Annotated in this window: 18 protein-coding genes and 1 pseudogene; 5 read left to right on the top strand and 14 right to left on the bottom strand. The window is 62.2% G+C overall.

The features are described from left to right. The first annotated feature begins 38 nt into the window (after positions 1–38). Positions 39–527 (top strand): M48 metallopeptidase family protein, encoded by a 489-nt coding sequence (locus tag JHD77_RS05690; RefSeq protein ID WP_003084971.1) that lies wholly within the window; start codon positions 39–41, stop codon positions 525–527. A 7-nt stretch (positions 528–534) separates the two neighbouring features. Here JHD77_RS05690 and JHD77_RS05695 read toward each other — a convergent pair whose 3' ends face one another. The 3 genes from JHD77_RS05695 to JHD77_RS05705 form a co-directional block, all read right to left on the bottom strand. Beyond that, the gene (locus JHD77_RS05695) at positions 535–1,230 is read right to left on the bottom strand and encodes an HAD family hydrolase (protein WP_003084972.1); all 696 of its coding nucleotides are present in this window, start codon (positions 1,228–1,230) and stop codon (positions 535–537) included. A gap of 128 nt (positions 1,231–1,358) precedes the next feature. Next, complete coding sequence (locus JHD77_RS05700) at positions 1,359–1,712, bottom strand: DUF805 domain-containing protein (RefSeq protein WP_003084974.1); 354 nt, start codon at positions 1,710–1,712, stop codon at positions 1,359–1,361. Between the two features lie 177 nt (positions 1,713–1,889). Beyond that, positions 1,890–2,801, bottom strand: coding sequence for an AraC family transcriptional regulator (locus JHD77_RS05705; protein ID WP_003113225.1), 912 nt, complete (start codon positions 2,799–2,801; stop codon positions 1,890–1,892). A gap of 117 nt (positions 2,802–2,918) precedes the next feature. Here JHD77_RS05705 and JHD77_RS05710 point away from each other — a divergent pair, with 117 nt between their 5' ends. Continuing rightward, entirely contained in the window at positions 2,919–3,257 is a 339-nt protein-coding gene (locus JHD77_RS05710) for a carboxymuconolactone decarboxylase family protein (RefSeq protein WP_003084980.1), read from the top strand. Here the strand turns inward: JHD77_RS05710 and JHD77_RS05715 are convergent. Beyond that, a complete protein-coding gene (locus JHD77_RS05715) occupies positions 3,247–3,762 on the bottom strand; it encodes a hypothetical protein (protein ID WP_003160856.1) in 516 nt (171 codons plus the stop codon). The genes JHD77_RS05710 and JHD77_RS05715 overlap by 11 nt on opposite strands. A 187-nt stretch (positions 3,763–3,949) precedes the next feature. Between JHD77_RS05715 and JHD77_RS05720 the strand changes: the two genes are divergently transcribed. Next, on the top strand, positions 3,950–4,108 hold the full coding sequence (locus tag JHD77_RS05720) for a YqaE/Pmp3 family membrane protein (protein ID WP_003084988.1): 159 nt from the start codon (positions 3,950–3,952) through the stop codon (positions 4,106–4,108). Between the two features lie 9 nt (positions 4,109–4,117). On the opposite strand, the gene JHD77_RS05725 is transcribed toward JHD77_RS05720, so the two are convergent. The 5 genes from JHD77_RS05725 to impA all read right to left on the bottom strand — a co-directional run bounded on the left by JHD77_RS05725 (position 4,118) and on the right by impA (position 8,989). Next, positions 4,118–4,576 (bottom strand): DUF6985 domain-containing protein, encoded by a 459-nt coding sequence (locus tag JHD77_RS05725; RefSeq protein WP_003084991.1) that lies wholly within the window; start codon positions 4,574–4,576, stop codon positions 4,118–4,120. A gap of 15 nt (positions 4,577–4,591) precedes the next feature. Continuing rightward, positions 4,592–5,062 carry a hypothetical protein gene (locus JHD77_RS05730; RefSeq protein ID WP_003099612.1) on the bottom strand — a complete coding sequence of 157 codons (471 nt, stop codon included), beginning with the start codon at positions 5,060–5,062 and terminating at the stop codon, positions 4,592–4,594. 13 nt (positions 5,063–5,075) lie between these two features. Further along, complete coding sequence (locus JHD77_RS05735; protein ID WP_003113222.1) at positions 5,076–5,423, bottom strand: SMI1/KNR4 family protein; 348 nt, start codon at positions 5,421–5,423, stop codon at positions 5,076–5,078. Further along, positions 5,413–6,027, bottom strand: a complete 615-nt coding sequence (locus JHD77_RS05740; protein WP_023105711.1) for a DMP19 family protein — start codon at positions 6,025–6,027, stop codon at positions 5,413–5,415. Before JHD77_RS05740 ends, JHD77_RS05735 begins: the two co-directional genes overlap by 11 nt. A gap of 190 nt (positions 6,028–6,217) precedes the next feature. Continuing rightward, positions 6,218–8,989, bottom strand: coding sequence for an ImpA family metalloprotease (impA, locus tag JHD77_RS05745; RefSeq protein WP_031756017.1), 2,772 nt, complete (start codon positions 8,987–8,989; stop codon positions 6,218–6,220). Positions 8,990–9,088: 99 nt separating this feature from the next. Here impA and JHD77_RS05750 point away from each other — a divergent pair, with 99 nt between their 5' ends. Then, a complete protein-coding gene (locus tag JHD77_RS05750; RefSeq protein ID WP_153274318.1) occupies positions 9,089–9,232 on the top strand; it encodes a hypothetical protein in 144 nt (47 codons plus the stop codon). 204 nt (positions 9,233–9,436) lie between these two features. Here the strand turns inward: JHD77_RS05750 and JHD77_RS05755 are convergent, their stop codons facing one another. Further along, positions 9,437–9,586: a hypothetical protein gene (locus JHD77_RS05755; protein WP_153549363.1), complete on the bottom strand. Its 150-nt coding sequence runs from the start codon at positions 9,584–9,586 to the stop codon at positions 9,437–9,439. Between the two features lie 65 nt (positions 9,587–9,651). Here JHD77_RS05755 and JHD77_RS05760 point away from each other — a divergent pair. Continuing rightward, a pseudogene (locus JHD77_RS05760) lies at positions 9,652–9,939 on the top strand (type II toxin-antitoxin system HipA family toxin); the annotation flags it as partial. Positions 9,940–10,307: 368 nt separating this feature from the next. On the opposite strand, the gene JHD77_RS05765 reads toward JHD77_RS05760, so the two are convergent. The 4 genes from JHD77_RS05765 to JHD77_RS05780 form a co-directional block, all read right to left on the bottom strand. Continuing rightward, the gene (locus tag JHD77_RS05765) at positions 10,308–12,473 is read right to left on the bottom strand and encodes a hypothetical protein (RefSeq protein WP_023116011.1); all 2,166 of its coding nucleotides are present in this window, start codon (positions 12,471–12,473) and stop codon (positions 10,308–10,310) included. After that, positions 12,470–16,285 carry a hypothetical protein gene (locus JHD77_RS05770; RefSeq protein WP_023116012.1) on the bottom strand — a complete coding sequence of 1,272 codons (3,816 nt, stop codon included), beginning with the start codon at positions 16,283–16,285 and terminating at the stop codon, positions 12,470–12,472. Before JHD77_RS05770 ends, JHD77_RS05765 begins: the two co-directional genes overlap by 4 nt. 118 nt (positions 16,286–16,403) lie before the next feature. Next, positions 16,404–17,174, bottom strand: coding sequence for a nuclease-related domain-containing protein (locus JHD77_RS05775; protein ID WP_023116013.1), 771 nt, complete (start codon positions 17,172–17,174; stop codon positions 16,404–16,406). 170 nt (positions 17,175–17,344) lie between these two features. Next, a complete protein-coding gene (locus tag JHD77_RS05780; protein ID WP_003113218.1) occupies positions 17,345–18,466 on the bottom strand; it encodes a Fic family protein in 1,122 nt (373 codons plus the stop codon). Positions 18,467–18,605 lie beyond the last annotated feature (139 nt).

Below are 18,605 nucleotides of genomic sequence, written 5' to 3' on the forward strand. Positions count from 1 at the left end.
GTACACTGGGCGTTTTCCGCGAACCGCCGGACCCGTGCATGATCCCCCTCAAGTACCTCCAGGCCTATCCCGCATCGCTGCAGGACCAGGTCCGCCAGCTGATCGCCGAGAACCGCCTGGGCGAGTACCTCGAGCGCCGCTACCCGGGGCGTCACGATGTGCAGAGCGACAAGGCGCTGTACGCCTACACCATGAACCTCAAGCAGGAACACCTGCGCAACGCGCCGGGCCTGGACAAGGTGCTCTACGACAACAAGCTCGACGTGGTCCAGCGCGCCCTCGGCCTGCACACCGCGATCTCGCGGGTGCAGGGCGGCAAGCTCAAGGCGAAGAAGGAAATCCGCGTGGCTTCCCTGTTCAAGGACGCCGCCCCGGAGTTCCTGCGGATGATCGTCGTCCACGAACTCGCCCACCTGAAGGAAAGCGAGCACAACAAGGCGTTCTACCAGCTCTGCCAGTACATGCTGCCGGACTATCACCAGCTGGAGTTCGACCTGCGGGTGTACCTGACCTGGAAGAGTCTCTGACGCCCGGTTACGGCGTTCCCAGCGCCACTCGGCTCTCGCGGCGCAGGCGCGCCACGGTCTCCGGCAGTTCGCGCATGTGCTCGACGATGGCGATGGCGCCCAGCTCGCGCAGTACCTCGGCGTGCCCGGCGGGAATGTGCCCGGCGCCGACGAAGCCGATCACCCGCATCCCCGCGGCGAGGGCGGCGCGGGTGCCGGTGCTGCTGTCTTCCACCACCAGGCAACGCTCGGGGGCGACGCCGAGCAGGCTGGCGGCGTGCAGGTAGACGTCGGGTGCGGGCTTGGGCAGGGCGACCATATCGGCGCTGGCCAGGCGTTCGCCGATCAGTTCGCTGAGCCCGGCGCGCGCCAGCGAGCGCTCCAGGCTGTGGCGGCGGCTGTTGGAGGCCACCGCGACGGGCAGATCCAGGGCCAGCAGCGCCTCGCGTGCGCCGGGAATGGGTTGGACCTGGGCGACCATCTCCTCGCTGCGCTGGCGCACCTCGCGGTTGAAGCTGTCGGGGATGCGCAGGCCGAAGTGCTTCTCGACGCGATCGAGGATGTCGCGGCTGGTCAGGCCGAAGGTGCCTTCCAGCAGGCGCTGCAGCTCCTCCAGCGGCGCGTAGGCGCTGAGCGCCTCGTACATCACGCGCTCGGCGATGACCTCGCTGTCGACCAGGACGCCGTCGCAGTCGGAAATCAGTGCGTCGATGGGATGGGGCATGGGCTACCTCGCTGCGGGCGTTGGCGCAGGGCGCCGGAGTGGGAGCGAGGCATTCTAACCCCGGTCAGGGGCGGGAAGGGAAACAGGGAGAGGGAGAACGCCGGGCCGTGCGGCCCGGCGGGAAGGAATCAGGCGATGCCTTTCGGGTTCTGGCCGTACTGGTTCTGGCCGGCGTCGCTGTCCTTGGCCAGCAGGTAGATCAGGTACAGGCCGACGATCGGGATCAGCGCGATCAGCATCCACCAGCCGCTCTTGTTGATGTCGTGCAGACGCCGGGCGGTGACGCCCAGGGCCGGCAGCAGCACGGCGAGCGAGTAGAGATTGGCGATCGGCAGGAGCTTTTCACTGATCAGGCCGAGCACGACGCTCAGCGCGACGGAGATGATGATGTTCACCAGGGTGAACATCCAGTATTCCTTGCGACGGGCACGCCCGTTGAAGTCGAAGTAGTGTTCCTTCACGCATTTCAGAAACCATTCCATGTTTGCCTCCTGGGCGTACTGGTAAAGCGGGAGAGTGGGTGCCGCGACAAGTACCCCCGCGCCTCCTTGCCGGGAAAGCACAGTGTAGCCGTACTGTCAGTGAATTCGTACAGGATGTTGCGAAAATCATTCACATTGCATAGCAGCGGATCGCCGAAATGTGCGCCGGTAGCGCTTTCAGCGAGCGGAGTCGGCCTGGCGGCGGAAACGGCCCGGCGATTCGCCGAAGGCCTGGCGGAAATTGCGGGAAAACGCCGCCTCCGACTGGTAGCCGGTCTCGGCGGCGATATCCAGCAGGCTCTTCTGCGTTTGTCGCAGCAGACCGCGGGCCTTTTCCATGCGGATGCGGGTCAGCAGGTTCCACGGCGAGGTCCCGCCGAGGGCGGAGAAGGCGCGGACGAAACTGGCCCGCGACATCGCCGCCTGCTGGGCAAGCTGTTCCAGGGTCCAGGCATGCTCCGGGCGTTCCAGCATGGCCCGCAGGGCTCGTCCCAGGCGGGCGTCGCCCAGCAGGCCGAACAGGCCGTCGCCCAGCGGTTGGCGGTCCAGGTAGGCGCGCAGGGCCAGGGCGAACAGCGCGGTGGCCAGCGCGTCGATGATCGAGCGGGCGCCGCTGCGGGTGCTCTCGGCTTCCTCGCGCATCAACCCGATCAGCGCGCGCAGGGGCTGCTGGGTCGACTCGTCCATATGCACCAGCAGGCGCTCGGGGAGCGCGCCGAACAGGCTGGCGCCGGCGTGATAGCGGTAGCTGCCGCAAAGCATGTCGAGGGCCTCGCCGGGGCCGTTCAACTGGTACAGCGGGATGCTGCCGCGGTGCTCTACGGTGGGTTCGCAGGGTTGCGCCGGGCTGTCGCTGCGCAGGAGGTGCGGGGTGCCGCGTGGCAACAGAATCAGGTCGCCGGGATGCAGGTCGAGGCGACCGCCATCGAGGAATTCGCAATAGCAGGTGCCGGCCATGACGATATGGAAGGTCGCCTCGCCGGGCACCGCTTGCGGGTGCTCCAGCGCCCAGCTGCCCTGTAGCTGGCAGCGCTGGTCGAGGCGGCCCTGCAGGTTGGCGAGCTGGATGAGCCGGTCGAGTGGGTCCATGGGATGAGCCGATCAGGTCGAAAGTAGAGACGCATGGGCAGGCGGCGCGGTCCAGACTGGTCGAGACTGGTAACCCGACGCGCCACTCCCGGCGCGAAAGCAACGGAGAATATCACCATGCTGAACAACTGGACCGAGTTCGTCCCCGCCGTGAAAAAAGCCTTCGGTGCCCTGGGCAAGCAACACCCGAAGATGCTCGCCGCCTATGGCGCGCTGGAGGAAGCCAGCGCCGAGGGCGCCCTGGATGCCAAGACCCGCGAACTGATCTCCATCGCCGTGGCCATTACCACCCGTTGCGACGGTTGCATCGGCGTGCACACCGAGGCCGCGCTGAAGGCCGGCGCCAGCGAGGCGGAAATCGCCCAGACCCTGGCTACCGCCATCTCCCTGAATGCCGGCGCCGCCTATGTCTATTCGCTGCGCGCGCTGGAAGCCTACGACCAGTTCAAAAAGTGAGGCCGTACAGGCGCTGCAGGTAGAACAGCAACCCCAGCCAGGCCACCAGGGCCAGCCAGCCCAGCCCCAGCAGGCCCTTGCGCAGCAGCGTCGAGGGCCTGCCGTGGAGCAGGTCGACCAGGCTCAGCACGCCGCCGAGCAGCAGCAGGCCGAGCAGCGCCTGGGTGTACTGGGCGAAACTCGGCGACAACGCCTCGTCGCCGTGGGCGGCATAGTTGTACAGGTTCCAGGCGCAGATCAGCGCCGCCGGCAGCAGCGCCAGGAGCGCGCCGAGCCAGCGCCCGCGGACATGCAGGAGGAAGGCCGCGAGCAGGCCGACCAGCCCGGTACCCAGCGGTAGCAGCGCCAGGCCCTGGCTGAGGTAGACCAGGTCGACGCCGTCGGCGAGCGCCATCGGGGTGACGAAACGGTAGCTGCCGCTGGCGCAGAGCAGCACCGAAAGCAGCAACAGGGCGTAGCCCGGCAGGTACGGCCAGAAGGCGGGACGCGGGGGCAGGTCGGACATGGATGTTCCTTGCGGGTTGTCCGCTCGCATGAGCGTAGGCTCAAGCGTACCGCTGCGCGTGACAGGCGGCGAGTACCGTTGCGGTTGAACCCTCCGCGAATGGCGGGAGTCAGTCATAGGGTGACGCGAAAAAACGCCGGCTCACGCGCCGGACACCGTATCGACCCTGGACCAAGGAGTTCCGTTCATGGACCTGATCCGCATCCTCATCGCCATCCTCCTGCCGCCGCTGGGCGTGTTCCTGCAAGTCGGCTTCGGCGGCGCCTTCTGGCTGAACATCCTGCTCACCCTGCTCGGCTACATCCCGGGCATCGTCCACGCGGTGTACATCATCGCCAAGCGTTGAGGCCCCTGCTCAGGCGTAGTTCCATGGTTCCTTCACGGTGAAGTCCCGCCACGGGTCTTCGCCGTGGAAGGGGCCGACATAGAGCACCTCGCCGCCCCGGACGATCCATTCCATACCGTGTTCGCGGTCCCATTCGCAGTTCAGCGACAGGTGGATCACCGCTTCGTCGCCCTGTTCCGGGTCGGGCACGATCAGCTCGCCCGGTTCGATCCGTTCCAGCACCCCGCGCGCCGGCGCGACTTCCTCCGCAGACTCGCCCAGCCGCTCCAGGCGCGCGGCGCGGTAGCGCAGGCTGGCGGCACAAAGCCGCTCGACCACGGCGTCATCCAGTTCGTCGAGGGCTCGGGCGCAGCGCCAGGCGTAGGCGTCGTCGGCCTCGTTCTCGATGAACAGGCTGATGTAGCGCCGGTACAGGCGCCAATACACTTCGCCCATGTTCGCATCGTCCAGGTTGCGGATCAGTTCCATGCGTGGTCTCCCTGTTCAGCAGCGTTCGGTGAGGGCGATGCCACGGCCGTCGCCGAAGCCATCGTGTACGTGCAGCCATAGCGGGATCGGCCAGGCCCAGCCGCCGGCCTTCCACCAGCACTCGGCGAACCAGGCTTGCAGCGTATCGGCGAGCAGGTCGACGCCGCCGAAGCCGTCGGCGAAATAGGCTTCGTCGAAATCCGGGGCATGTCCCAGGCCGAGCGCCAGGTCCAGCGCCTTGCCGGGAAACAGGCGCGGGTCGCTGGCGTCCACCCGGTTGCTGGCGCCATTCAGGTACAACCACGCTTCCGCTGCGTCGCGTCCGTCCTCGCCGAGGAACAGTTGGATCTCGCCGTCGCGCAGTCCTTCCTCCAGGGGTTGCCGGAGCAGCTCGCGCAGGCGCTGGATCACGCCCGGCGCGGCGCGTTGCAGGTCGCGGCGGTAGCGCTCGCGGAATTGTTCGGGGCTGAGGCCGAAAGGAATCATGGGCGTTTCTCCGTCATTCGGGCAGGCAGGGCCCGGCTTCCAGCCAGGCCTCCAGGCTGGGTGCCAGGGGTTCGAAGCAGTCCGGCGTCATCGCGCCATGGTCGACCAGGAACAGCGCCTGCCGGTGATCGTCCAGGGCCATCACCACGGCGCGGCCGCCGCTGTCGTCGCCTATGGCCAGGTAGCCGGGGCAGTAGAGAGAGGTTTCGAAGGCCCGGTTGCGTTCCAGCAACTCGTCGGCGGCGTAGAGCAGCAGGCCCGGCTCGACGAGGCGGCCGCCGTGCTGCTCCAGAGCGGCGACGAAGGCAGCCGGCAGCGGTCGTCCGAGCCAGGCCTCTAGGGCATCCAATTCAGGCTTCATCGGGCTCGTCCAGGGCGAACAATGCATGGTGGCGGGCATGGGCCAGCAGGCGTTCGCCCAGCGCGTCGGCCAGGGCGTAGAAGCGCGTGTCCAGCGCATCCAGGGCCGCTTCGCAGTCGCGGTCGGGTTCATCGGCCCAGGTCGGCATGCGCAATTGGCGTTCGGCCTGGGAGACTGGCACCGGACCGTCGCCGAACAGCAGGGCGGCGGCTCGCTCCAGCAGGGCCAGGGCGTCCTCCGCCTCCAATTCGCGAAGACCCGCGCGCGCCGCCTGGTACTGGTCGCCGGAGGAGTTGCCGAAGTACTGGTCGAAGCCGCCGTTGTGCACTTCGCCGCTGAGCACGCTCACTGCGTAGTAGCTCCGTTCGGCCGGCGACAGCCCGGCGAATCCCTCGCGGCCATCGTAGACGCGATTCACCAGCGCGCTCCAGTACAGCGCCTGCGGACTCGCCAGGTAGCGCCGTCGCTCCGTGTGGAAACGCTTGCCATCCTCGATGTTCTGCCGGTAGCCGCCCTTGCAGGGAATGCACAGTCCGTCGTTCCTCGCCGCCGTGGTCGGGAGAATGAGATGGCCGCAGGCGCGGCAGGGAAGGCGGTCGGTCATGAGCGGTCCTTGCTGGTGGAAGGGGCTCATTATTGCGCAGGATCGTTCAGCTTGAACGACAGTTTGGCTTGCCAGCCTGGCACGGCATTGCCCGCTGGCATGGCCGACCCTCTCTCCCTTCGGGGAGAGGGGCATGAGGACCGGCGCGGAGCGAGAAGCATTACCCCGCGCCAGCCCCCTCAACTACGACTCACGGAAACGGCCACGCCGGCGACCCCTGGCTCATGTCCAGAAGCTTCACCGTGCTGTATTCGTTGGTCCGGTTGTTGGCATAGAAGAACGCCGGCTGCTCGGCGAAACCGTAGGCCGCCACCTGCGCCTGGGCCGCTGCCGAGGTACGGATGCCCCATAGCGCGAAGGTTGGCCGCTGGTCGCGCTGGGTCAGCCAGGACAGGCCGAGCAACAGGTTGTCGTTGCCGTCCGTGCTGCTGGCATCGCCGCTGTTTCCCGGGCGCTGGGCGTAGGTGCCGTAGCCGAGAGCGGCCTTGTTGGCGTCCCAGTCGGACTTGTCCACCTGGCGCTGGTGCAGGTAGAGCAGGGTCCAGATATCCCAACCCTGCAGCGGATCGTTCTTCAGGTCGGCCCAGTAGTGCACCCACTGGGTATAGAAGGCCATCCGCTCGCCGTTCAGCGCGTAGGTGCCCGGGTCTTCCCACAGGCGCTTGTATACGCCTGCCAGCGGATCGGCCTCGGCGCGTCCGGCGACGATCAGGTTGTAGGCGTTGCGGTAGTTGACCCGCGTATCGTCGAGGTTCTGCCCGAACTCGCGGAGCACGCGCCAGTCCTTGTGCAACGGGAATATCTGGTTGGAGATCTCGCCCGAGCGCCCGCCGTAGACCTTCAGTCGATTCACTTGCAGGTTGTGGCCCAGCTCATGGCTTTCGCCCCAGCCACGCGGGTTCAGGCCCCAGGTCTGGTCGTAGGGGTTGCCGCTGCAACCGCCGCCGCACTGGGCGTACTGGTCGACGTTGATGTGCTGGGTGCCGGGCAGCTTGTGCAGGGTCTCGCTGTCGCAGTCCCAGCCGCGCGCCGCGCATTCCTGCTGGATTGCCGGAGTCTTCGCCTGGTTGGGAATGGCGAAGCCGGCCAGGGTGTAGGCGTCGTCGATGAACACCTCGTTCAACTCACGGATGAAGCGCTGGACGTCGCCGCCATAGTCCTTGTCGATCGAGCCACGGACCTTCTCCACCTTGGCGTGGACCTCCACCGAGCCGCTGCGGATCTCCAGCCAGTCGGCCTTGTCGGCGTCCAGCGCCTGGATGAAGTCGGCAATCGCCTGGCTGCTGTCCTCGCCCGGCTGGATGTCGAGGAACGGCTGGCTGGCCGCGCCGGTTACCTTGACGGTTACCGTCTGACCCGGCGTGGCGCCGCTGTAGACCAGTTGCAACAGGCCGCCGTAGGGCGATACCAGCGCCACCGACTGGTTTGCCTGGAGCTTGATGTCCGGGCTCTTGAGGAAGCGCGGGCGGTCATACTGGCGGGTATTCCACAGCCGCGTCGAGCCGATGCGCTGGGTGTTCAGGCCGACCGCCAGGCTGGCCTGGCCAGCGTCTTCGATGCGAATGCTCAGGCGCTTGCCCGGCGCCGCCATGCGGCCGATGGCGGTGAAGCCCTGGGCCGACGGCAAGGTGAGGGTCAGGGTTTCCTCCGAGCCCGATACCGGCATCGACTGTTGGCGCTGGCCGGCGTAGCTGCCCAGTTCCTTCTGCGCCGCGCCGGCCTCGCGCACGTAGCCGACGATGGCGTCGGCGACGAAGGTTTCCTGGAAGCGCGCCGTGTCGGCGGCCTTGTCCATCGGGTAGCGGATGTTCTGCCGCACCGCGTCGGCCCACAGCAGCCAGAGCCGCAGCGAGGTGGTGCCGGGCAGGGCGAAGAGGTTCTGCGCCTTCTGGTTGTAGGCGTCGAGGGCGCCTTTCAATACATCGACGCGCTTGCTGAAGTCGCTCAGTCCCGGCAAGTCGTCGCAGGTGGTGCGACCGACGTAGGAGGTGCATTTCGACCAGTCGTAGTCCGTGCGCCAGCTACCGTCGACGATCTGCTGCACCAGCGCCGGATCCTGGCCATAGGCGCCGCCCAGCTCGACCGAACGCGCCCGGGTGCGGCTGGATGGCACCGCGTCCTTGTCCCAGTAGTTGCCGCCGTAGGGGCCTTCCTGCAGGCCGAGGCCGGAGAGGATCTGCTGGCCGGTGCTGCTCTGGTTCCAGCCATTGGTGTGCACGAAGAGGATCGGCAGCCCGGCCTGTAGCCGTGCGCGCACCGTGGCGCTCAGGCTAGCGGCGCTGGCGCCGTTGCCCAGTACCAGCAATTTGCTGGTGCTGGCGCAACTGGCGTCGGTCAGCGCGTTGCAGGCGGCGTCCGCCGGTTGCAGGCCGGCGCTCTTCAGGCCGTTGAGGGCGGCGGTCTTGTCCACCCCGACCACGCTGACCTTGAAGTCCTTCGCAGTAGCCGCGCCCGGGTCGCCGTTCACCAGCCACTGCACCGCCCGCTTCAGCAACGGCGCGTGGGCGGCATTGGCCCCGCTCAGTTGGGTGAGCACGTTGGTGCCATAGGCCAGCCCGCGGCCGCCGGCCTCCAGGCTCAGGCTGGCGAGCACGCGCCCCTTGTCGCCAATGAGGAAGGGCAGGGTATTGTCCGGGTTTGCCGGCAGGACCCACATGCTGGCGGCGCCAGGATCATAGGCTTGGCTGAGGTTCTGGTAGAGACCGTCGAGCAACTGGGTGCGGGTCTGGCGGATGCGCTCGACCTGCTGCTGCAGGCGGAGGGCGACCAGGTGGCTGTCGGTCAGTTGCGAGGAATCCCCGCTGACCAGTGCCGCATCGAGGATTTCTTCCTGGGTGGCCGCCTGGGCGGACAGCGCGCCAGCCAGGCAGAAACCGGCCAGCAACGCTCGGTGGCGAGGGATGGGTGAGCGACTCATGTTCTCTCCTTGCAGTGAGGGAAATGCAGTGGTGGACAGGCTCACAACTGGCGCTATCGGCCCGTGGAGGGCGGCATATTGTTATGGGTGCGCCGGGTATCGCGTCGAACAGGGAATGGGCCTCGGACAATGCCGGAAATACGCATGGGCGATCCGCTGCATCGAACGAGTCAAGGCGAGAGGAGCATGTTGGGAAAGGCGGAAAAACTATCTGTTCTGGTTGTTTTTGAACTGCGTCTGATTATTTTGTTTTTATTTTTACCGATTGTTCGAAGCGCTCTGGAATAGGCGCTCCAGCGTTTCCTGTGACGAAACGATCCAGACTTTGGTTAGGGTCTTGGAAAATACCGAGGATGTATTTCCAGAGCTGTCGATCGAGTTGGAAGTTGCAGTTTCATGAAGGTTTAGGTACTTCGAAGTTACCGCGTTGGCGATGGAATCGATATCGTCCGGTAGTGCCTTCGGAAGTGCCTGATAAGTGCCTTCCCACGCTCAGGCGGCGAACAGAGCCGCCACGTCCATCGGATTCCGCTCCGCCAGCGCCAGTTCGCCTTCGCCGAAACTTGCGCTGCTGCCGCCGACACCCTGCGATTGATCGCGCAGTGGCGGGCGATTGACACCGAAGCCTGTGACCTGCAGCACGGCTCGCCGGTGCAACGGTAGAGACCTATCGGCAGGTGCCGGAAACCTGCCGCCAGCACTGCTGCGAATTGCGCCTGGCACCGGCCTACGACATCGTCAACACCACGGCTTATATCCCGCAAGATGTACTGGCGCTGGATGTCGTAGGCAACAAGACTCTCTTTGCCTCGCGACAGGGGCTGCTGGAGTTCGCCCAGGTCTGCTATGTAGCTCGGCCAACAGAGGTGATCCGCGAGCAATTGCAAGCACTGGAGCGGGTGTTGGCCCGCTCGACTGAGCTGAGCGAGCAGGCCCCGCATGTGTTCGCGGCAATCAGGCAATGTGCCGTTCCGTTTATGCAGACGTTTGGCTAGCGCACTCGGAAAGATCAGCGAGCTGACCACGCTCGAAAACGCGGTAAGGGGAGATGGCCAGCCGCTGGAAGGCACTCGGGGCGGGACAGACCAAAAAGCTTGAAGCCGGTGGGCCCACACGGACTCGAACCGTGGACCAAAGGATTATGAGTTGCCTAGAAACACTGCAAACCCAGTGAGGTCGGGCGTAGCTTAGCGTAGGTACAGTGAGCTGAAAGTAGCGTCGTAGAGCGGGTTAAGTGCAATTGAGCGAAATCTGTAAGAGCTGGGCGCTGTACCGCCAGTGTACTGTTTTTTGTACCTTGAAACGGCCAGGTTCTAAACGCTCGGTATCGCCTCAGGCTGAAAGACCAGCTATTGGTACGACATCAGGCGAGCATGATCACCTCGCCATACAGTTTCCGCAGATGTCCATCGGACATGTCTAGGATGGGCTCATACATGAAGGAATTCAGGTGAATATTCTCGGGGGTCATTAGGGCCACACGTTGAAGGATTTTGAGCGTCTTCAGCTCTGTACTGAACAGTTCCCGGAATTTTTTCAGCAGCTTTGCCGTTTGGTTCGAGTCAATTCCCGCGACGAAGGCCGGATCGTTGATGCGCTTGACCATGAAGCGCTCGGCGGTGAGCCGGATCGACATGGCAAGTACGATCTTGTTCTCGAAATTGATACCTTCGGCAGCCTTTAGGCACCCACTGGCCTCATGCTCGATGAGCGCCATCACAGTTTTTGCACCTTCGGCCGAAGCAACATTTTGTCCGAACAGTCTGTTGAAGATCACATCCAGGTCAGAAATGGTGATCTGGTCGGAGTCGGCCTTCCAGTGCAGCAGCGACGTCAGTTTGACGAAATCGGGGTTGGCCGCATCCTTTGTGTATTCGATGAGATTGCGCATGAAGGGGATACAGGCAATCTTTTTCTTCGGCTCGGTAGCGAAATTTGGCTTCCAATCTTTGACAAATACGTTCTGAATTCCAGCGGCTTGCTCAAGCACCAAGCCTGCGGCAGTTTTCGACGCCATGAAGCAGTCCGGGTACCGGACAAACCGGCTCTGAATAGTCCGGTAGAAGTCGAAATTGTGGGTGAGGATGATCTGCTTGAAGTGGGGGTCTTCGGCAATGTCCATCAGGTACTGAATAATGGCGTACTTGTTTTTGTAGTCGAACGAGTCCGCAATGTCATCGACGATGATGAGCGTTTCCTGTTTTGCCTTCTTCCGCACTTCGATTTCAAAGAGGATGTTCAGCACGTAGAAGGCCTTTTTTTCCCCCGTGCTGAGGGCCTGCATAAGTGAGCTGCGGTCAACAGCGGCCTTATCTGTCCCATCTTCAAACGTAAAGCCGAGGCTTAGCATCGGCTCCTGACCGAGGATTACGGACAGCCGGTTAACTGCCTCCAGCTTGAACGGTACGAAGAAACGATCGTTGAACATGTCGATAACTTCTTCCCACTGTGTGCGCTCCTTCGCTGCCTGCTCTTCGATCTCTTTGCGTCTGGTCTGGGCTGCTTGGCATTTGTTCAGCAGATCCTGAAATGGCTCGAAGCGCACCTTCAGGTAGGATTTCCAAACGTCCTCCTTGAAAGCTGGTACGTTGCCTAGCCGTACCAGCAACTCTTCATGGTTCAGCAGGTAGGCTTCGAAGTCGCGGACCGTGACGTTCTTCTGGATGAGCTTGTCGAGTTTCGCGAACTTCCTTTTCAGGTCCTCGTCATTAGAGATCGCATCCTTCTCTTTGGCGATCAGTTCTTCGAGCTCCTTCTGGCTGGTAATCTCTAGCTTGGCGTCGGCATTCAGGGTGACGGAGTGCTTCGCCTCAAAGAAGCCGTTGTCGGCCAACTGCTTTGCGACCGTTGCGGCGTTGTAGTAGTTGAATGTGCCTTTCTTGAAGTAGGTCGATGCGGTCAACAGTTCGTTGTACTTCTTGATGTAGTCCTGAATGGCAGCTTTCGCTTCATCCGTGGCGAGCAGAGCAAGCACCTTATCGTCGAAAATGACATCGTAGGCGACTGTTGCGAGCGGGGCGTCGGGCATCGAAGCAATCTCGTCCTTGACACGATTCAGCGCAACATAGAACTGGTCGTCACGTGCTGTGAAGGTGGACGACAACTCCTTTTCGATGTCCCTCTTGGAGCCAGACTGCTCTTTGAGAGCTTTCAGCAAGGTCTCCTTTGCCGCGTCGATATCGGCATGGAGGGCTTCGTATTCTTGGCGTAGCGCAGGGTTGACCAGCAGCGTTGAAGTCTTCGGTGAGTGCCCCAGAACCTCGTCATACGGACGAACGACGAGTACACCTTCCTTGGGTAGATCCGCACCGGCTTCGTCCTTGATTTCGCGCCTGCACGCGCGCGCCGGGAAGATGCGATCCTTGGAGGCGACGCCGTCTGCGACATCTTGGAAAGTCTGCGCGAGTGAGGATTTCATAGATCCGTTCGGCGCATAGACGGCACAGGCCTTAGCTTTAGAAAAGTCGAATTCAGCTTGCAGCTTCTTGATGCCGTAGCAGTTTTCCAGGTCGATGCTCACTGTTTTCATGTTCGATTCCCTCCGGGCGGATTGTCTGCACCTTGCCCACATCCAACAGCAGCAAGATCCTGTTCCAACAAAGTGTTCTGAAGCATGAGCAGAGCCATCCCATCGGAAGTCAGTCGGTTACGCAGCAGTGCGGCCAGGCCCTCCGCTAAGGCGATATGGCCGGCCGCTACGTCCTCGCTGAATTTCCGCAGCTGCATCTGTACCGACGTTCCTTCGGCCCGCGCCTCGAATGCCTTGAGAGCCACCGCGAGCTGCCGTTCATGGTCTTGCCGCACTGCTTGCTCAGCAGTGGAGCGGTTCTCTTCTCCCAGTCTGAAACGGCGCATGCCGTCGAGCTCTGTAATTAGCTCAATGCCTCGTTGCGCCTCCCGGGTCAGAATATCGTTCAGTCGCTGCTGCTGAAGCGTATCTAGCCAGTCGTCCCCTGAGTACGGTGATGCGAACAGTGAGTACCTTCCTTTGATGGTCAGAAACGACAGTGCGAGATGATTTATGCGCGGCACGAACCATACCTGGCGGCCTTCACCAATAGCCGTCTGAACCTCGGCTGCATGTGCTTCAATCCATGCCGGCCAATCGCCTGGGGATGAAATATCCACGATGGCAAGGAAGTCCCTATTCGGCCAAGGTAAGGGAGTTTCCCAATCTGGACGCGTATGCAGCTCAAACTCAATAGATTGCTGCTTTAGCTTGACTTCAATGCCTTGCAGATAGCTCTCTGAGCTTGCCTGCAGCTGGCGCTCAACGGCCATCTTGACACTACGCAAAGCGTCGTCCGGTAAGGCGCTACGGGCGATGGAGATCCATTGCGTCAGCTTGGCGCCCTGCGTGCCGGCTTCAATGGCCAATAGCCTCAACGAAGCGATCAGGCTCTCAAGTCTATTCAACAGTCTTTCTGGCGATTTACCCAAGAGCTCCCAGGGCTCCTCGCGCGCTTTACGCACGTCTTTGAGCAAATCTCCGATCCACAGGACGAACGCACCATATTCCTCTGGCAACTTGATGGAGCGCCGAATCAAGTCGGCGGAGCACCAGAAGAGTAGATTTTGTAGTGGTGTGTTGTGTGTAGCCGGGGCGTTGCCGTTGAGCGCTGCGTCTTGCGGTGGAGTTAGTTGGCGAGAGGCGTTGTGAATATTGCCGAGGCGCTCCAACATCTTCGGTTGCAGCCGCTTGCCTCGCAGGGCGGTATCCACTGTGCGCTCCAGTACGGTTAGCAAGCGCTCCAGCATGTCATACGAGCGATGCAGATAGTCGGTGTAGCTCTCGTTGCCAACCAATCGCGCTGCCGCGGCGATCCACCGTTGGTTCCACGCGGGTAGCGCGGAGAATGGTGTGTTCTCCCGAGGAATGCGTTTGCTGGCATCCGGTAATTCGGATGGGAGACCATCGGCCGCAATTGCGTCGACGGCCGCTACCATTGCGCTTGGATCAAGCCCAAGCAGCGTGGCGCAGAGTGGTGCCACTTCATCGTTGAGTCGAGTCTGAACGGAGGGGGCAACGTAGTAAATGACGCTGCGTAGAAGACGCCCTTCGGGTGCTGCTTCGACTATAACCGGCCCTGCCCAGGGAATTTCGCATGGGACGCGCTCCAGTAAACGATTGCGCACCGGTGCCGCCCCCCAGCTTGATGCGATGCGTGGATCTATCAGATGGATCGCGCCCAGCAGATCAGCAAGGTCGCTAAGATCGACTGCTTCGAAATCGGGCTTCACCGCCAGCAGTGCCGATCGCAAAGACTCCGGCAGCTCCATGCCGACCAGCGCTCCTATGAGTGCTCGAAGGCGGTGTATATCAGTGGTGGCCACCATCTGATGCAAGGAGGTTCGAGAAAGGGCGGACAGTAGATCCGTTCGTGGGTCCGCAGCTGAGCGGGGGCGTAATGCCCCTACGGCGCTCCTCAGGCGATCCGGTAGTGGCATCGAGGAAACATCTATGTTCGCGACTGCGAACATAGCGGCTAGGGTGATTTGAGACGGTTCCAGCCCGGCCGACAGAACTTCTGCTACCCAAGCCCGTAGTGTTGCCTCGATGTGAGCCTGGCCCATGCCGGAAAGTGCTGTGACCAGCGCGACGGGATCGTGCTCGCGCTCCAGTCGTGAGGCGAGGGCCGCGACGAAAGCGCTTGTTGCGCCGGGGTGATTCACCAGCACGTGGGCGGCCAAGGCTTCCAAGCTATCGCTATGCACGGAATGAACCGCCTCGGTCACCGTTCGTGATGGCGCCGGTGGTGGGTAAGCATGGCAAAGGTCGAAGAGCATTGCCGAACGCAGCTGATGAAGGCCTCCGATGCGTCCATCTTCTTTCGCCGAAACGAGATGCTCATCAATCAGGCGGCGTAGACCTCGACTCAGATCACCAGGTGCGATATCCAGCGCCGTGGACAGCCGTTCAGCATCAATTGTGGCGCCCGCCATGCTGGCGAGCGAAGTAACGCGAAGGACGGCCAGCTCGGCATCGCGAGATTCTCGCAGCCGTCGATCCACTTGCTCACTGAGAACCGTCTCGATCCGTTCGCCACGCGTCAAGATATGTGTGAATTCGAGCAGGAGCCCGCCGCTTCGCTCCCAGGGTTCGCGCCAACCCACCCAAGAGGTCCGGCCCTGGTCAAGCAGCCGGTGCCAAATCCGTTCCGCCACCGCCTCTTCAACGGGAGGACGAACCTCTTTGGCGCGCGCCCGCGCGGTCAGCATGAACACATCTTCTTCTCTGATCGAGCCGAGCAATAGAATTCCGCTACCGCCGCCGACCTCCTTGCTCAAACCATCCCACAGACTGCTGCCTCCGCGCCCGACATCGTCCAGGATGAAACCGAGCGGTGCGGTAGGGGATGCTCTTAATGCCTGGGCGAGACGCATGAACAGATGTGCGTCGGCCGCATCGCCACGCTTGATTTCGAACCAGCGCACGGTATGCCGAATCGCACGAGCCACTTCCCACATCAGCGCCGATTTGCCGCTACCCGATTGGCCCACGATCAACGTGGCGCCACTGGCTTCCAGAGCGTCGAGGACTATGCTGCGCGTCTCCGGTCGTTCGGCGACCAGACCGGCTGCAAGATGCCCCGGGCGTGTATTGACGCCTTGATAAAAGCTGGGGTCATCTGTGGGTGTCAGGAAATCGAGCGCCTCGCAGAGTCCGTCGCGTAATGCTGCCTCCATGCCGCTTAGGTCAAGGATCGGCTCGATCCTGCGCACGCAAGCCTCCACGTCAGATACGGCCAGGCCTGCATAGCGGTTATCTGTGATTAAGCCATTGGCATCGGCCAAGTTGCCGATGCGGCTGAGTAGCTCAGCGTAATGGACCTGTGCAGCCAAGGGAGTGCAGGACGTAATTCGACTGATGGACCTCAGTGCGACTTCAAAGGGCGCGGGGGTAATCCAAACAAGAGTACGAGGTGCGAGTGAGCTCCAGCGTGGATCGCTAGCCATGGCCTTGGCCAGGCTCGGGTTATCGGCCAGCCTGTGATCGGTGGTGGGGCCACCTGCGATCGGCTGTTCTACAAGCAAGATCAAATCACCGGTAAGGGGCGAGGATGCGCCCTCGCTTCGATACCAAAGCTCACGCACGAAGTTTGCCGCCTCGCTGGCTGAGAACGGTCCTAGGTGGTCGCGGCGTGATTTCACCTGAACAAGGGCAGAGCGCGTCGCTCCGCGAAGCTCGTAGTCGTCCAGCCCTTCCGGGACTACCTCGCCGTAAGGCAGCTCCTCACTCCAGCACTGAGTTGCCAGCCAGACGCCGGCGGCATCCTGGTATCGAAAGCCACGCCCGGCATGCGACCCCGCGCGTGAGGCGCCGTGTTTCGAGCCCTTCATACAACTCCATCCGTACGTTGAATCGAGCTTAGTGGCTTTGCTCAGCTAGCAAAGCTGAGAGTGTGATGAAGCCTTTATTGATTGCATGATGAGCGTCCTGCGTATCAATGGGTGGTTGTTAAAGGCTCTGCAGGGTTCGGCATTTCGGAAACGCCGAGCATCCCCAAAACTGCTGCCCCGCTTTCGCCCCTGATTTCACGGTGCGTATCAGCAGCGCGCTTCCGCATTTCGGACATTGCCGCTCGGCTGTCGGATCACTCCGGCGCTTGAGGTTCTGTACATGCTCGCGGTGGGTAGCGAGGGTCGGCGCGCGGCGGCCGGTTTGCAGGGATTGCAGCATGGCGCCGACTTCAGCCTCGCTGAATACCGCCTGCTGGAATGACTGGATATAGCGAATAAAGCCAATGCCCTGGGTGACGTTGGCTGGCACTTCGGTTTTGAAGGTGCTGCCGCCGACGAAAGTGATCACCGAATGCAGGTGCTCGGGGTTAACGCCAAGGGTGGCTTCCAGGGCTTTGAGGTGCTTGTAGTTCTGTCGCAGCGGGTTCTGGAATTTGAACGTGCGCTTGTAGAGCTTCTGCGTCCACTGCGCTTGCTTCTCGCTGCCGAAAATCCAGCCGCTCATGTTCTTCGTTTCCAGCACGAAGATGCCGTAGGGGGAGAGGAATACGTGGTCGATCTGTGTCGTGCCGTCCGGCGTGTTCAGGGTGACGTTGTGCAGGCGGCGGTAGGTTTGCCTGTCCAGTTGCCAATGGGCGAACAGTCGCACCAGCAGTTCACCGACCTGCCCCTTGGCCCAAGGCGATTTGAGCAGGCCGATCAGCAGGGCTGCCGGGATAAACCAGGTCAGCATGCCCCAGACCTGGACGACTATCGGGCTGTAATCCATTTTCTTCCTTGAGCCGAGCTGCTTAATGGAGAGGCGAGCAGGTGTGCCGAAATCCAGATGCCTGGCACTTAGCCGATAATGGCCAATTGCTTTCGAGTACTCAAGGGGATCGCGACCATTGTTCTATGGCGCGATGACGCATCAAGGGCTGATGAGACCGGTGCAGGCGCTCAGCGTGCTATCTGGTAACGGGTGCTACGCCCTCTGCCGGGCAGTCGCTCGATGCAGCCCTTTTCCAGCAGGTCGCTCAGGTGGCGGGTCGCGGTGGCTTTGGAAACCTTGGCCACAGCTTGGTATTGCGCCGCACTGATGCCCTCCTCGAACCCCCTTTCGCCGCCATCGAGCAGGCGGTTAAGCACTTTGACTTGCTCTGCCGATAGGGTTTGGCTGCGGTGTGCCTGCCAGAAGCGCGCCTTGACCAGCACGCGGTCGATACGAGCAAGAGCCTGCTCCAGGCTGTTGAGCAACGTCGCGAGAAACCATTGCAGCCAGTTGGTGATATCCAGCGTGCTTTTCTGACTTGCTTCGAGAATGCGGTAGTAACCGGCGCGGTCGTCGAGGATGCTCGCAGACATGGCGTAGAAGCGAATGGCTTGCTGCTCACCCTGAGCCAATGCCAGATCGGTGATAGCGCGGGTGAGGCGACCGTTGCCGTCGTCGAAGGGGTGCAGGGTCACGAACCAGAAATGGGCGATGCCGGCGCGCAGAAAGGGATCGAGGCTGGCATCGCGGCGGCTGCTCTCGAACCAGGCGAGAAAGTCCGCCAGTTGCGCTTCCAGCCCCGCGCGGGGAGGGGCTTCGAAATGGACTGTCGGGCGGTCGATGCGACCGGAAACCACCTGCATGGGCTCTTCGCCACGCAGTGCACCGATGTGTAGCGGTCGAGTCAGCAGTTGCTCATCAGTGGGGAATAGCCAACGGTGCCAGGTGAACAGTCGCTGTTCGTCTAGCGGCTCTTGATGTGCGTGGGTGGCATCGAGCAGCAGTTCCGCCAGGCCTTCGGAGCGAGAGGTGGTTCGACCTTCTTCGTGCAATCCCAGTCGCCGTGCCAGTGATGAGCGCACCGAACCGACATTCAGTTGCTCTCCCTCAATGGCTGAAGAGGTGACGATGTTCTGCAGCATGGCATCCAGGCTGCTCTGCACTTCGGTGTCACTCCCCACAGCACCGAGCATTCCTAACAAACGACCCTGAGCCTGGCTACAGGAGCGCAGCAGTGGTGCAAGCGCTTCGGCTTGCCAGTTGAACTGCGGCCAGTCGGGCTGCTGCCAGATCCAGAGTGGGTCGTTCATAAGGGATATTCATGAGCCGATTAGAGAGCCTATTCGGCTCATTTTGTGAGCCGATAATGGCAACTATTCGGCTCACTGTCTAATTCTCAAGCTGGGTTGATAGCTTGATGGGCATGCCTGTTCAGGGTGACTGAGTCAG

It is taken from the genome of Pseudomonas sp. P20 (assembly GCF_016463925.1).
Taxonomy (GTDB): Bacteria; Pseudomonadota; Gammaproteobacteria; order Pseudomonadales; family Pseudomonadaceae; genus Pseudomonas; species Pseudomonas aeruginosa.

Excerpts from the sequence above, each read along its gene's own strand:
- JHD77_RS05740 (WP_023105711.1), bottom strand. The coding sequence starts at position 6,027 with ATGACCGACCGCCTTCCCTGCCGCGCCTGCGGCCATCTCATTCTCCCG.
- JHD77_RS05750 (WP_153274318.1), top strand. The coding sequence starts at position 9,089 with ATGGGCGATCCGCTGCATCGAACGAGTCAAGGCGAGAGGAGCATGTTG.
- JHD77_RS05770 (WP_023116012.1), bottom strand. The coding sequence starts at position 16,285 with ATGAAGGGCTCGAAACACGGCGCCTCACGCGCGGGGTCGCATGCCGGG.
- JHD77_RS05765 (WP_023116011.1), bottom strand. The coding sequence starts at position 12,473 with ATGAAAACAGTGAGCATCGACCTGGAAAACTGCTACGGCATCAAGAAG.
- JHD77_RS05720 (WP_003084988.1), top strand. The coding sequence starts at position 3,950 with ATGGACCTGATCCGCATCCTCATCGCCATCCTCCTGCCGCCGCTGGGC.
- JHD77_RS05690 (WP_003084971.1), top strand. The coding sequence starts at position 39 with ATGATCCCCCTCAAGTACCTCCAGGCCTATCCCGCATCGCTGCAGGAC.
- JHD77_RS05695 (WP_003084972.1), bottom strand. The coding sequence starts at position 1,230 with ATGCCCCATCCCATCGACGCACTGATTTCCGACTGCGACGGCGTCCTG.
- JHD77_RS05775 (WP_023116013.1), bottom strand. The coding sequence starts at position 17,174 with ATGGATTACAGCCCGATAGTCGTCCAGGTCTGGGGCATGCTGACCTGG.
- JHD77_RS05710 (WP_003084980.1), top strand. The coding sequence starts at position 2,919 with ATGCTGAACAACTGGACCGAGTTCGTCCCCGCCGTGAAAAAAGCCTTC.
- JHD77_RS05725 (WP_003084991.1), bottom strand. The coding sequence starts at position 4,576 with ATGGAACTGATCCGCAACCTGGACGATGCGAACATGGGCGAAGTGTAT.
- JHD77_RS05705 (WP_003113225.1), bottom strand. The coding sequence starts at position 2,801 with ATGGACCCACTCGACCGGCTCATCCAGCTCGCCAACCTGCAGGGCCGC.
- JHD77_RS05730 (WP_003099612.1), bottom strand. The coding sequence starts at position 5,062 with ATGATTCCTTTCGGCCTCAGCCCCGAACAATTCCGCGAGCGCTACCGC.
- JHD77_RS05735 (WP_003113222.1), bottom strand. The coding sequence starts at position 5,423 with ATGAAGCCTGAATTGGATGCCCTAGAGGCCTGGCTCGGACGACCGCTG.
- JHD77_RS05700 (WP_003084974.1), bottom strand. The coding sequence starts at position 1,712 with ATGGAATGGTTTCTGAAATGCGTGAAGGAACACTACTTCGACTTCAAC.
- JHD77_RS05715 (WP_003160856.1), bottom strand. The coding sequence starts at position 3,762 with ATGTCCGACCTGCCCCCGCGTCCCGCCTTCTGGCCGTACCTGCCGGGC.
- JHD77_RS05780 (WP_003113218.1), bottom strand. The coding sequence starts at position 18,466 with ATGAACGACCCACTCTGGATCTGGCAGCAGCCCGACTGGCCGCAGTTC.